The organism is Ruegeria sp. BHSC026 (assembly GCF_059613065.1).
The window spans coordinates 122,587-136,595 of sequence record NZ_JBXWRV010000002.1 but is presented as its reverse complement, the minus strand read 5'-3'; the positions used below and the strand labels follow the sequence as shown (position 1 = coordinate 136,595).

The window sequence follows — 14,009 nt, the reverse complement described above, 5'->3', positions numbered from 1 at the left end:
AGTCTCGCAGGCAACAAGCCGCCTGAACAGAGAGGTCTTGCGTCATGGCAACTCAACACTCCCGATCCGTCGCACGCCTGATGATGGCCCCCGCCGTGGTCCTGTTGCTGGGCTGGATGCTGGTTCCGCTGACGATGACGCTGTATTTTTCCTTCAAGAAATACCTGCCGCTGCGCGGCGGCGACCTGGGTTGGGTCGGGTTCGACAACTACGTCCGCTTCGTGACTTCAAGTTCATTCTGGCCCGCCGTTCAAGCGACGCTCGTGATCGTGGGTGGCGTGCTGGCCATTACCGTAGTTCTGGGCATCCTGCTGGCTCTGCTGCTGGATCAGCCGATGTGGGGTCAGGGCGTCGTGCGCATTCTGGTAATCGCCCCGTTTTTCGTGATGCCCACCGTTTCGGCGCTGGTATGGAAGAACATGTTCATGGACCCGGTCAACGGCCTGTTCGCCCATCTGTGGCGGTTCTTCGGGGCCGAGCCGATCTCGTGGCTGTCCGAGGCGTCGATGCCATCGATCGTCATGATCGTGTCCTGGCAGTGGCTGCCCTTTGCCACCCTGATCCTGCTGACCGCGATCCAGTCGCTGGACAGCGAACAGCTGGAGGCCGCCGAAATGGATGGTGCGCCGCCGCTGAAACGCTTCTTTTTCATCATCCTGCCGCATCTGAGCCGCGCGATCACGATCGTCATCCTCATCCAGACGATCTTCCTTCTGTCGATCTTCGCCGAGATCTTCGTGACCACCGGCGGTGCTTTCGGCACCCGAACCCTGACCTACCTGATCTACCAGCGTGTGCTGGAAAGCCAGAATGTCGGGCTGGGCTCGGCCGGCGGGGTCTATGCCATCATCCTTGCCAATATCGTCGCCATCTTCCTGATGCGCATCGTCGGCAAAAACCTGGACGCGTGAGGAGGAGGACGACATGGCCCGTACCGTCACCACACAACGCAAGCTGATCAACACCGCCTTTGCCTGGGCTGTCGGCCTGCTGATCTTCTTTCCGATCCTCTGGACGATCCTGACCAGCTTCAAGACCGAGGCCCAGGCCATCGCCAGCCCGCCGATCTTTCTGAACTTCGACTGGACGCTTGAAAACTACGCGGTGGTTCAGGAACGCTCGAACTACACGCGGTTTCTTTGGAACTCGATCATCATCGCGGGCGGGTCCACCCTGCTGGGCGTGATCGTCGCGGTTCCCGCCGCTTGGGCCATGGCCTTCGTGCCCTCGGCGCGCACCAAGGACATTCTGCTGTGGATGCTGTCCACCAAGATGCTGCCGGCGGTGGGGGTGCTGTACCCGATCTACCTGCTGTTCATCCAACTGGGCCTGCTGGACAGCCGCGCCGGCTTGGTTGTGGTGCTGATGCTGATCAACCTGCCGATCATCGTCTGGATGCTATACACCTATTTCCGCGAAATCCCCGGCGACATCCTGGAAGCCGCGCGCATGGACGGCGCCACGCTGAAAGAGGAAATCCTTTACATCCTGACGCCGATGGCGGTGCCGGGCATCGCCTCGACCGTGCTGCTGAACTTCATCCTGGCCTGGAACGAAGCGTTCTGGACCCTGAACCTGACCGCCGTCGACGCGGCCCCGCTGACCGCGTTCATCGCCAGCTATTCCAGCCCCGAGGGCCTGTTTTTCGCCAAGCTCAGCGCGGCATCCACCATGGCCATCGCCCCGATCCTGATCCTTGGGTGGTTCAGTCAGAAACAACTGGTCCGCGGCCTGACCTTCGGCGCCGTGAAGTAAGGAAAGACACATGGGACGCATCGTACTTGAGAAAGTCAGCAAGAGCTTTGGCGACGTGGAAGTCATTCCGCCGCTGGATCTGGAAATCAACGACGGCGAATTCGTGGTGTTCGTGGGCCCCTCGGGCTGCGGGAAATCCACCCTGCTGCGCCTGATCGCGGGGCTGGAGGACGTCAGCGGCGGCCGCATCCTGATCGACGATCAGGACGCCACCGCGGTGCCGCCGGCCAAGCGAGGCCTGGCCATGGTGTTCCAGTCCTATGCGCTGTATCCGCACATGACCGTGCGCAAGAACATCGCCTTTCCGCTGCGCATGGCCGGGCTGGACAAGGCCGAGCAGGACCGCCGCGTGGAACAGGCGGCCGAGGTGCTGAACCTGACCGACTATCTGGACCGCCGCCCCGGCCAGTTGTCGGGCGGCCAGCGCCAGCGGGTCGCCATCGGCCGCGCCATCGTGCGCGAACCGGCGGCCTTCCTGTTCGACGAGCCGCTGTCGAACCTTGACGCCGCGCTGCGCGTGGGCATGCGGCTGGAGATATCCGAGCTGCACAACCGGCTGGAAACCACGATGATCTACGTCACCCATGACCAGGTCGAGGCCATGACCATGGCCGACAAGATCGTGGTCCTGCAGGCGGGGGTGATCGAACAGGTGGGCTCGCCGCTCGAGCTGTACCGCGCGCCGCGCAACAAGTTCGTGGCCGGCTTCATCGGCTCGCCCAAAATGAATTTCATCGAAGGCCCCGAGGCCGAAAAGCATGGCGCCCACACGATCGGCGTACGCCCCGAACACGTTGCCGCCTCACCCAGCGAGGGCCTGTGGAAGGGCACGGTCGGGGTGTCCGAACATCTGGGCTCGGACACGTTCTTTCACGTCCATGTGGACGGCTTCGCCGAGCCGATGACCGTGCGCGCCGGCGGCGAGGTCGGCCTGCGCCACGGCGACACGATCCATCTGACGCCGGAGGAGGACAAGATCCACCGGTTCGACGCGGCGGGGCTGCGGATCGCATGAACCGGCTGGTTGGAAAACGGGCCCTGATCACCGGGGCGGCGCGGGGCATCGGGCTGGCCTTCGCCCGCGCCTATGCCGCCGAGGGCGCGCAGGTGGCGCTGGCCGATATCGACGTGCCGCAGGCGCGCAAGGCCGCGCGGGAAATCGGGCCTCAGGCGATTGCGGTCGAAATGGATGTCTCGCAGCAGGACAGCATCGAGGCGGGCGTGGCCGACGCCGTGGCGCGGATGGGCGGGATCGACATCCTGATCAACAACGCCGCGATCTTCACCGCAGCCCCGATCGTGGAAATCACCCGCGCGGATTACCAGCGCGTGTTCGACATCAACGTCGCCGGTACCCTGTTCACCTTGCAGGCGGTCGCGCGACACATGATCGACCAGGGCACCGGCGGCAAGATCATCAACATGGCCAGCCAGGCCGGCCGCCGAGGCGAGCCGCTCGTGGCGGTCTATTGCGCCAGCAAGGCGGCGGTGATCAGCCTGACCCAATCGGCGGGGCTGAACCTGATCCGACACGGGATCAACGTGAATGCCATCGCCCCCGGCGTGGTGGATGGCGAGCACTGGGACGGCGTCGATGCCTTCTTTGCCAAATACGAGGGCAAGGCGCCGGGACAGAAGAAGAAGGAAGTGGGCGAAGCGGTGCCCTTCGGCCGGATGGGCCGGGCCGAGGACCTGACCGGAATGGCGGTGTTTCTGGCCTCGTCCGAGGCCGATTACATCGTGGCCCAGACATACAACGTGGATGGTGGAAATTGGATGAGCTGATGGTGGAGCGCCCCGCAGATACCCGACCGGTCCGGTTGTGTCAGGCCAATCTGGGCGCGTTGCCCAACAGCGTGCTGCGCCCGGAATACGACCGCGCCGCGCTGACGCCGGGGATCGTGCATATCGGGGTGGGCAATTTTCATCGCGCGCATCAGGCCTGGTACCTGCACCGGCTGATGCAGCAGGGCGCGGCGCAGGATTGGGCCATCATCGGCGCCGGCGTGCGCGCCTATGACGCCGAGATGCGGCGCAAGCTGCTGGCGCAGGACTGTCTCACCACGCTAGTCGAGCTGACCGAAGGCCAGCGCCGCGCCGAGGTGACCGGCGCGATGATCGACTACCTGCCCCCGCAAGAGGACAACGGCCCGCTGATCACGCAGCTGGCCGATCCGGCGATCCGCATCGTGTCGCTGACCGTGACCGAGGGCGGCTATTTCTTGCACCCCGTTACCAAGGGGCTGGACACCGACCACCCCGACATCCGACACGATGCCGCCAATCCTGACCGGCCACGCACCGCCTTCGGCGCAATCGTCGCGGGCCTGCGACGGCGGCGCGATGCGGGCGTCGGTCCGCTGACCGGGCTGAGCTGTGACAACCTGATTGGCAACGGGCAGGTTCTGCGTCAGGCGGTGGTGGGGCTGGCGCGCCTGTCTGACCCGGATCTGGCCGACTGGATCGACACGCAATGTACCTTCCCCAACTCGATGGTCGATTGCATCGTGCCCGCCACGGGTCCGACCGAGCTGGAGCTGGTGCGCGCGCTGGGGATCGACGACGCCGCGCCGGTCACCCATGAAAGCTTCCGCCAATGGGTGATCGAGGATGCCTTCTGCGCCGGGCGGCCGGATTGGGACAAGGTCGGCGCCACCTTTACCGACCGCGTTCATGACTATGAGGTCATGAAACTGCGCATTCTGAACGCGGGCCATCAGGTTCTGGCCAATGTGGGCGAGATCCTGAACCTGGGCACGATCGCGGAGTGCATGGCGCATCCGCTGGTGTCCGGGTTCTTCAGCAAGGTCGAAACCGAGGAAATCGCCCCTTTCGTGCGTCCGGTGCCCGAACGGTCGGTGGCCGAGTACATCGACCTGATCGAAAACCGGTTCCGCAATCCGGCCATCATCGACACCACGCGCCGGGTCGCCTTTGACGGCTCGTCCAGGCATGTAGGATTCGTGCTGCCCTCGATCCGTGACGCCCAGGCAGCCGGCGCCTCGGTCGAGGGGCTCGCGCTGGTCGAGGCGTTCTGGGCCCGGATGTGCGCCGGCACGCGCGAAGACGGGACGCCGATTGACCCCAACGACCCGTTCTGGGACGATCTGGTGGCCGTCGCGACACAAGCGCGTGAAACCCCAACCGCGTGGCTGGAGCAGCGCCAGTACTATGGCGATCTGGCCGATTTCACCGCGTTCCGCGAGGCATTTGCGCGGTGGCTGACCATGATCTGGACCCAAGGCACCACCGAGACCTTGAAAACCTATCTGGCACACTGATCCCGGCATTCTCCCCCGCCTGCGGCCGGTGCACCACGCGGGGGCGAACACCGTTTTGGATATACAAGTGGACCGTCAAGCCTATCCCAAGTATCATTGTGGCATTCATTTAAGTCTGTTCGTCACAAAGCTGCTTGGGGGCCTGACCATGAAAAACACGCATATTTCCGCAATCGTCGCGGCATCCTTGGCGGTGTCAATGCCCGTCACGGCAGCCGCGGATGCAGGTGACTTCATCGCCGGCGGCATCGTCGGGGCCTTGATCACCAAGGGGATCACCGACAACCAGAAAGCCAAGAAGCAGGCGCAACCACAGCGCAGCTATTCATCCAGCGGGGGTTCGGCGTCCAGCCTGAACAGCCAGTACAGCCGGGCCGAGCGTATCCAGATCCAGACCGCCTTTCGCGATTTGGGATACGATATCGGAACCGTCGACGGCGTGCTGGGCAAGCGCAGCCGGGCGGTGATCCGTCAGTTCCAGGCGTCGCGCGGCGAGGCCCAGACCGGCCAGTTGACCCGGCCGCAATATGCTGCGCTGCTGAGCCAGACCGGGGGCATGAACCCCGCCCTTGCCCGCCGCGATCTGAACCCGACCGAAGTCATGATGTTGCAGGAAGGGCTGCGATCGCTGGGCTATTACGGCGGCGTCATCGACGGGGCCAACGGGCCGGGGACAATCGGCGCGCGCAATGCGTTTCTGGCGCAGTCCGGGACCAGCCCGGCCATGGTGACGCCGGTCCAGGCGCTGGTGATGGCCCGAACCGCCGCGGGCCTGCCCACCCCGCTCTATCTGCAGAACGAAGCCAATGCCCAGACGGCTCCGACGCAGCCCTTCGGCACGCAACAGGCCGGGTTCGGGGCGGCCAGTCAGCAACCCACGACGCCTTTTGGCGCCCCGGCAGCTCAGCCACCGGCATCGGGTTTTGCACCGCAGGGCCAGCAGCCCGCGGCAAACCAAGGTCAATACACAGCCGCACCAACCCAACAGCAGCCCGCCACGACCACATTGTTCGGAGCCCCGGCCGCCCAACCCGGGCAGGTCCCAACCCAGCCCGGTCAGGCGCAGCAGCAGAACCTGTTCGCACCGGCGGCCCCGCAGCAACAACAGCCGGCCCCGCAACCCGCGGCTCCGCAGGGCGGCACCCTGTTTGCCAGCGGAACCCCGACGGCCCCTGCGTCACAGCAGGTGACGCAACAGTCCGCGCCCAGCAGTCTGGACATCTATTCGGGAAACCCGCAACCGCAGACCGAGGTGGCAAACCAGGCCACGGCGCTGGACTGAAACGGCCGGGCCGTGCGGAAAAACGGCCCCTGCCCGCTCATTCGCTGGCCGACGGCGTTTCCGGCTCGGCCTGAGCCGAAGCCTGAAGCGGCGTGAATTCTCCGGTTATCGGGAAAGGCTGCGTTTCCGACAGCGTTCCGTCGGCCGAAACCTGCAGCACCATCGCCTGGCCCAGGATGGGGGCGCTGCTGGTGGTGACATTGTTGAAATCGATTTCACCAAACACCGTAAGGAAACGCTGCGCTCCGGGTACATCCGGCAGGCCCTGCACCTGCCCGGTCAACTGCGGCGCGGACATGCGCATGATGAAGCTCGACGCCCCGACCGCAGCCGACCCGGTAATCGTCCGGGTCCCACCCGCAGTGACCCCGGTTCCCGGGCTCTGCGCGACGCCCGTGGCCACCGCACGGAAACCGTCCTGCTGCAGCGTCACCGTGACATCCAGATGCGGAACGTAGGAATAAGCGTTGTATCCTTGCTGCTGCGGGGGCCGCTCGGTCCGTACCGTCAACTGGCTGGCGATATCCAGATAGTTCGGTTGGCTGAGCGTGGGATGCGCATAGGTCTGGACCCGCACAACGGCGGTGTCCGCCAACCCGAAAAGCTGGGCATCGGTTGGGATCACCTGCACCCTGTGCGAGCCGTCAGAGGCCGCCAGCACCTGATAGGCCACGATCGAATAGAGCTGCCGGCCGAATTGCTGGAACAAGGTGCGGGCATCGGCGGGGCTGAGTTGCAAGGACTGGACGAAAGGAAATTGCGGTGCCTGCGATTGGCCGGATTCGTCGATGACCGTAAAGTGCCAGGGAAAGGCCCGGACATCGACGTTGGTTCCCTGCAACATCTGGTGGGCGCAGCTTTGGGCGTTGTCCGAACCGATCATGCGATCGAGCCGCTGGCCGATGCTGCGTTTGTTCCCGAACGGCAAAGAGCTGGCTTGGAAATCGTATTCGCTTGTCGTCACGCGGTAGCTCACCTCGAAGCGCTGCGGGATGGTCTTGCCGGCGATGATCTGTTGCACCTGCGGTTGAACCTGAAAGGCACGGGTATAGTAGTCCCGGCGTTCGAACTCGTTGGCAAAGGCCTTCCGGCAGTCTTGCCCGATCTGTGTCGATACCAGATAGGACACGAGTCCGACATAGAATTGCTGATCGTTCATCACCGCCGGGTTGGACCGGACATACAGGAACAAAGCCCGCGCATAGGCGTCCTGCATCGACAGGGTCCGGGCCGCCTCGACCAGATCGACGCTGCTGGCGCGCCCTTCGCCGGACGACAGAACCTGCGCAAAAACAGGCTGCGCCCCAAGTTGACCCATCAGCAAGACCGCGCCAGCCAGGCGCCCAAATCTGTGAAAAATACGTAAAATCTTCATGAACTGAATCCTCGTTAATAATCGTCACACGTGGTTTGCGCCTGCCCGCAGATCAGCCGGGCCAGGGGGTCGGCCACTCGGTCTTGGCGTTTTCGATCAACGCCAGAAGCGTCGGGCAATGAATGCGGTAATCCGGCCCTCCGGCGTTCGAGACCTGGTTTCTGGGCTTCAGCATCCGGGTCCAAAGACCTGCGGCCAGGTGCCGGCTGGCCTGCGAATCCGTCGGATAGTGCACGCCGATGCGCTCACGGTTGACCGCGATGCGGTGGGCGATCTGCAACAAGGGCGACTTGATCGGCGCCGTCCCGGCCAAGTCGGCCGACACCGGCTTTTGCAACAGCCCGCCACCCGATGGCGCGCCATCGCGCGACACGCCGAACCGCTGGTACAGCCCGGGGATTTCCAGCAGCAGCAGCGCGATCAGATGCGCCAGGAAGGAATGGCCGGACGGAAACGCCGGATGCGCAGGCGGGCCGAACGGAACTGTCAGCCCCGGCCGCAGCACCGAGGGCCGCACCCGTTTGTAATAGGCCTTGTACGACATGTAGGCCACGTTGCCCAAGGCCAGCCCCGCGTCGATCAGCTTCAAGGTGTAAGGGTGATCGAAGGAATTGGCACCGATGAAATGGATGATGTAGTTGGGCAGACCGTCGGCCTGAACATCGGATTCCACCAGATAGCTGCTGCGGTCGTCCTCCATGTAGATCTTTAGGGTTTCCAGCTCGCCCTGAATGAATCGGAACGCGTCCGAGGCATCCGTTTCGTTCTGCGCCACGGTCTTGTTGACATCCACGACATAGCGCCATTCAAGGTCACCCGCTTCCAGATACGGCCCCACCGGATCGAACCCGGGCCGTGGCAGCCATTCCCGCCATTGGCCGGCGAATTCCAGCGCCGCCAGGGTTGCCGGTTCGCTGCGGTCGGCGGCGCGCAACCACTCTGTCAGGTGTTCATCGAAGGGAAGCGCCCAGAACCGCAGGGCTGGATCCCAGTCCTGCGTGGTCCATTCCAGAACCTTGGGATAGTCGATGCCGGCCGGGTCTGCCTGATAGGGGTTGATCACATATTCGAGCGGGAACGGCGACACGCCCGCGTTGTCGGGCGTGAAATTAAGCGCCCAAGGCAGCAACGCCAGCTCGATCGGGGTCGCATAATAGCTGCGGACCAGACCGATGCCGCCATCCGCGCCGACGGGAATGACCGGGTCTGTTCCAAGCCCCAGCCCGTTGCCCAGGCCCAAACCATTGCCCAGCCCCAGCCCGTTGCCGAGACCGAGGCCAAGCCCCAATCCAAGGCCATTCCCCAATCCAAGGCCATTGCCGAGGCCCAGTCCAAGCCCATTCCCCAACCCAAGACCATTGCCGAGGCCCAATCCCAGCCCCAGACCGTTACCGAGACCCAAACCGTTGCCAAGGCCCAGTCCAAGCCCCAATCCACGCGATGCGCCGAGACCCAGACCCAGCCCCTGACTTCCAGTGCCAAGCCCGGACGATCGAGCCGAGGCGTTTGTTCCGAAATCCGTCATGTCAATGTCCTCGTTTGAAATGGACCTTGTTCAAAAAGACGCCAGCGCCGCCTTTTCATCGAAATATGCTCGAGATCATTATGAGTTCCGGCGGTTTCGCCATTGCCGCATGTGCCTGCGTGCGGGTCACTGCGGCCACAAGGCGCGCAGCGGCGGTGAAACGCGTCAGTTCGGCAGACCTGCAGTGCTCAGACCAAGCACCAGCCGTTCCCTCGTGTCCGGGGTCTTCAGGGGATACCATGCCATAAAACGCGAAATTGAAAAACCTGGATCTTTCTCGAGAAGCTTTTCGGCGGTCACGCGGGCCTGTTCTATCTGCCCGTCCAGCGCGTAGGAAGCCGCCAGAATGCGCAGCGCCGCCATGAATCGCGGCCTGGTGCGGCGCGCGCGTTGCAGGGCACGGATCGCTTCGGGATAGTTGCCGTCCACGAACTCGGCCAGCCCCGCCGCCGTCCAGAAAAAGAAATTCAGCGGCCCGAACGGGGTCAGCCGCCAGACGTTCAGCATGTGCTCGCGCGCGATGGCGCCGTTGCCCAGATAGGCATGGGCCGTCGCGCTGATCCCCCAGGCCAGCGGCAGATTGGGATTGAGCGACAGCGCCTGATCCATGATGTCTATCGCCTCGTGCGGGCGGCGTTCCAGCAGGCTGAGGATATGGCCGCGAATCGACAGGTTCAGCGCGTCCTCGGGGTCCAGCTCGACACCCTTGCGGGCATGGAACACGGCGGCGGCGCTGTCGCGCTCGACATTCGGGCTTTTGCCCTCGGCGATCCAGAAATTCAGGCACCAGGCCAGATAGGAATGCGCCTGCGCATAGCCCGGGTCCAGTTCGACCGCCCGCCGGAACAGGGACATGGCCGTCTCATAGCTCTGGCCCTGGAACCGGTAGAGTTCGGGCAGGCCCCGCAACACGCAGTCATAGGCATCGAGGCTTTCGGTCGGGCGGGTGACCAGATTTGCCGCCTCGGCCCGCTGAACGCTGGGTTCGACCGTGGCGACGATGCTGGACACGATGCGGTCTTGAAAGGTGAAGATGTCCGAGGCGTCGCCATCGAAATTGTCGGCCCAGACGGCCCGGTTGCGCACCACGTCCACCAGCTCGGCATGGATGCGCAGCAGGTTTCCGCTGCGCCGGATCGATCCGGTCAACAGGTATTTGACCCCCAGCGCCGCGGCCACCTCGCGCGAGGGCACGGATTCCTTCGACATCTGCAGGGTCGAGGTGCGCGCCACCACGAAAATCGCGCGGCTGCGTGACACTCCGGTGATGATGTCCTCGGTCATGCCCTCGCCGAAATACCTGTCTTCGTCACGGCCTTGCAGGTCGCGAAACGGCAGGACGGCCAGCGACGGCCGCGCCTCCCATTGCGTGTGTGGCCGCAGGATCGCGCGTGCCTCGGAACTCCGCTGGGCGATGAACACCCGCACCGGGCGTTCGATATTCTTCAGGATCGGCGCCCCGATCTCGTGGAACCGAACCGAGATCCGGTTGCGCACGATGTCGCGCACTTGCTGGGTCAGCACCACGTCGCCGCCCGCGGCCAGATCCTGAATGCGGGACGCAATGACGACGCCGTCGGATTGCAGAGACCGCCCGTCATCGACGACCTCGTCCAGATTGATGCCGATTCGGACATGCATGGGGGTTTCATCAACCGGCCGGTTCCGAACCTGGTGCTGTTTGTCCAGGGCCCACCGAACCGCATTGGTGGCGCTGTTGAACTCAACCAAGATGGCATCGCCGGAGTGCGAGACCAGCCGCCCGCCATAGTCCGAAATCCGGTTCAGCAGAACGTCTTCGCGCAACCTGCCCCAGTCTCTGGCGGCCTTGATGCTGTCGGCCTCCATATGGCGCGTATAGCCTTCGACATCAGCGAAGGCAAAAGCCGCCAGACGCAGGTTGGACACATCAAGGGATTTCGCGCTGATTTTGGACATTGCGAAACCACCGCCCCCACTGGTTACGATTTTAGTCTAATGGCCCAACGCCACGTTGGCAAACATTCCAGACTTAATATTGTTTAAATCTACGCTAAATTGAGCTCCGGCTATGGCCGGACAACCACAAGGCCCAGATTGTTGTCATTGGCCACCAGATCGGCCAGCGTCCGCGGAGTGCCGGGCAGTCCGGCGCCCGAGTCCTCGGCTTTGGGCGGCAACTGCGCCAGAGGATCGGTGTTGGCTCGATCGTTCGGGCAGGTGACCTCGAACAGGATGAGACCCAGCGTCCCTGCCGCGACCGCCGTGACGGTCACAAGGTTCTGGACCTGCGGCAGCGACAACAGGTCGATGGACCCACCCGCGGCCAGATTGCCCAAGGGCAAGTCGATGGCCGCGGCGTTCCAGGTGATCGGGGCCAGCAGGTCCCACGGAACCGGCCCGACGGGAACCGATCCGACCCAGACCCGCAGCCCGACATTCTGGGCCTGCGCGGTGCCCCGGTTGCCGACGCGCAGGTTGGCGGGGTCCGACAACCACCGGGCATCGGCCCGCCAGTCCAATGAGACCGGCACATAGGCGCCCGGCCCATACTGAACCGGGCCGGCCAGGGTGTCCTCGGTCAACGGGCGGCGGTCCGAAACATAGATGTCCTCGGGTGGTGGATCGCCGGGCGCATTGTGCATCTGTTCCGGATCGGGCGGGAACATGCCCTGCGCCTCGAAGGCCCAACGCACAACCTTGTGCGCCGTGCCACCCTGCCACGGGTCGGGCGTGCCGCCCGGAGGCCCCAGCGGCAGTGGCGGCAGGGTCATCCACCCGGCCTCTTCCAGGCCCAGTTCGAGCATCTCGGCCCGCGACGGTGGTTGTGCAAAACCGGCCGTTGCCCGGAACAGCAGGAACAGCGCCATGCGCGCCGCCCGTCGACGCTGATAGATGTCGGCTCGGCCATCCGCCTGAACCGTGTCGCCCCCCAGCGCGCGGTACAGGCGGAATAGGGTCGTCGACAGGATCTGTTCAGTCAGATAACCCTTGGTGTCGCACGGATCCGCCGCAGGGTTTTCGATCACGGATCGGTTCAAAGAGCCGTACCAGGCCCAGCCCATTTCCGCGATGCGGTCATGGCGGCGAGTCGCAAAGACGAACGGATAGGTGATGCCGCGGAAACTGGCGGCGACTCCGTTTCCGGGGGGGGCTGCCAGGGCAGAGCCCGGGTCGGACATGATGGCGGCGATGGCATCGCCGGCGCTGTGGGCAAAATCGAATTCCAGCTGACCCAACCGGGCCGCCAGCAGATAATGGCCGAATTCATGCCCGATCCACCGTCCGCTGGTCGCGATGCTTAAGGGTTGCGCCCAGCCTGGAGGGTCGGGCCTGTCCCATTTCGTCAGCTCGGCCAGCGCAAGGTTCATGTGGATCACCGGCTTGCCCTGCGTTTTGCAATCCAGCTTTACCTGCGCGTTCACCGTGCGGCCGCTCTTGCCCGGTCCGGGCGAGATGCCGTAACGGTAGAAGACCAGCATCTCGGGCTGGGCCCGGACATTGAACAAATGCGGCGGCAGCCCGAACCGCTTCATCAGGCGGAACAGGCGGAAACAGTTGAAATAGGCGCTGACCGCGCTGAACGTGTCCCGGCGCGGCTGCAGATCGTGACCGTTCGGCAGGTGGACCGTCTTGGTGGTCAGGGGCGGCAAACCGGCGTCCTCGGACGCGTATCCGGGGCAGACGCAAACGCGAAAACCGTCGCTTTTTAGGTCAACATGCGCTGATGGATCCAGTTGGAACAAGCTGCGGAACCTGTCCAGAACACCGTCATCACGGGTTGGTCTGCGCTCTGACCAATCATACGCCTCACCGTCAGGCGCGGCCCAGCCCGGAGGGGTCTGGGCGAATACGAACGCGTTGCCTTGCGGGGCAGCATGGGTCACCAGCGGCGTCCGCTCGACAGAGACCAGAACCGGGTCGGATTGTTTGGCCACGCCGCCGGGCGTCGGCTCTCCGATCCTGTCGAAGCGAAAAATGCCGTACACCGCATACCCCAACGGGCTTGGGACGCGGGTCGGATTGGCATTGTGCGCCGTCGCCTGAATAGTGAACTCCCAGGGTGAGCTCCGCCAGTTCTTGAGGTCCTGCGGGTGGAACTGGATGTCGTTGATTGTCACCGACTCTTGCGTAACCCCGGCCTTGTTGGCGATCTCAGACGCGACGTCATCGCCCTTGTACAACCGCTCCAAAGCCGCGGACACCGCGAGAAGCATGCCGAGCCCGGAAGAAGGACCGGCCCGCGCGGCAAGGTCGGTCAAAAAGGCATCTTCTCCTGCCGGAAACTCGACCGTCGCTGACCGGATCCGCACGGTATAGGTGTTTCCGTCGGCCTCGACGGTCATAGGGACGCGGATCCCGGCTTGCGGGGAAATCTGGTTGTCACCGCCATAGACTTCGGCCGCGACCATGATGACCGATGCCGGTACATCGTGATCCGCAGCCCGCGACAGGTTCCACGAAGCCAGACGCGGCACGGGCGAAGAACCAATGGGCGTTCCGAATTTGGGCCACAACGGCAACCACTTGAAGGCATTAACGAATTTGCCGGACAGGCTGTCCACGGCGTATTTCAAATAGACCGGCCTGTGCCCCCGAGCCAACAGGAAATCGTGGAGCTTCTTCAGGTAGTCCAACCCCACCTGTCCCAACTCTGCTTCCGTGGGACGAGAATTCAAGGTTTGCGTCGCAACATAAGGGACACCGGGATGAGATACCAAACGCGATGGCTGATGGGCGTTCGAGTATTCCTGTTCGAACCGCAACCATGTTTCGGGCCAGTTAGGTTGGCTGTAAGGGACGTTGGGCCAT

Annotated in this window: 10 protein-coding genes; 6 read left to right on the top strand and 4 right to left on the bottom strand. The window is 63.9% G+C overall.

What is annotated here, in order from left to right:
• Positions 1-44: 44 nt before the first annotated feature.
• The 6 genes from AC2FME_RS03385 (at position 45) to AC2FME_RS03360 (ending at position 6,318) form a co-directional block, all read left to right on the top strand.
• Complete coding sequence (locus AC2FME_RS03385) at positions 45-911, top strand: carbohydrate ABC transporter permease (protein ID WP_149775359.1); 867 nt, start codon at positions 45-47, stop codon at positions 909-911.
• 13 nt (positions 912-924) lie between these two features.
• Positions 925-1,755, top strand: coding sequence for a carbohydrate ABC transporter permease (locus AC2FME_RS03380; RefSeq protein WP_093963212.1), 831 nt, complete (start codon positions 925-927; stop codon positions 1,753-1,755).
• A 10-nt stretch (positions 1,756-1,765) separates the two neighbouring features.
• Positions 1,766-2,770, top strand: a complete 1,005-nt coding sequence (locus tag AC2FME_RS03375) for an ABC transporter ATP-binding protein (RefSeq protein ID WP_496711768.1) — start codon at positions 1,766-1,768, stop codon at positions 2,768-2,770.
• Positions 2,767-3,540 (top strand): L-iditol 2-dehydrogenase, encoded by a 774-nt coding sequence (locus AC2FME_RS03370; protein WP_496685378.1) that lies wholly within the window; start codon positions 2,767-2,769, stop codon positions 3,538-3,540. Before AC2FME_RS03375 ends, AC2FME_RS03370 begins: the two co-directional genes overlap by 4 nt.
• Positions 3,540-5,036, top strand: coding sequence for a mannitol dehydrogenase family protein (locus AC2FME_RS03365; RefSeq protein WP_496799626.1), 1,497 nt, complete (start codon positions 3,540-3,542; stop codon positions 5,034-5,036). Before AC2FME_RS03370 ends, AC2FME_RS03365 begins: the two co-directional genes overlap by 1 nt.
• Before the next feature lie 148 nt (positions 5,037-5,184).
• Positions 5,185-6,318 carry a peptidoglycan-binding domain-containing protein gene (locus AC2FME_RS03360; RefSeq protein WP_496799625.1) on the top strand — a complete coding sequence of 378 codons (1,134 nt, stop codon included), beginning with the start codon at positions 5,185-5,187 and terminating at the stop codon, positions 6,316-6,318.
• 37 nt (positions 6,319-6,355) lie between these two features.
• Here AC2FME_RS03360 and AC2FME_RS03355 read toward each other — a convergent pair whose 3' ends face one another.
• From AC2FME_RS03355 to AC2FME_RS03340, 4 genes are all read right to left on the bottom strand, one after another.
• Positions 6,356-7,693 carry a hypothetical protein gene (locus tag AC2FME_RS03355; RefSeq protein WP_496799624.1) on the bottom strand — a complete coding sequence of 446 codons (1,338 nt, stop codon included), beginning with the start codon at positions 7,691-7,693 and terminating at the stop codon, positions 6,356-6,358.
• 52 nt (positions 7,694-7,745) lie between these two features.
• A complete protein-coding gene (locus AC2FME_RS03350; RefSeq protein ID WP_496684498.1) occupies positions 7,746-9,218 on the bottom strand; it encodes a phosphatase PAP2 family protein in 1,473 nt (490 codons plus the stop codon).
• Between the two features lie 165 nt (positions 9,219-9,383).
• On the bottom strand, positions 9,384-11,156 hold the full coding sequence (locus AC2FME_RS03345; RefSeq protein ID WP_496799623.1) for an adenylate/guanylate cyclase domain-containing protein: 1,773 nt from the start codon (positions 11,154-11,156) through the stop codon (positions 9,384-9,386).
• Positions 11,157-11,266: 110 nt separating this feature from the next.
• Positions 11,267-13,840: a hypothetical protein gene (locus AC2FME_RS03340; protein ID WP_496799622.1), complete on the bottom strand. Its 2,574-nt coding sequence runs from the start codon at positions 13,838-13,840 to the stop codon at positions 11,267-11,269.
• Positions 13,841-14,009: the final 169 nt, after the last annotated feature.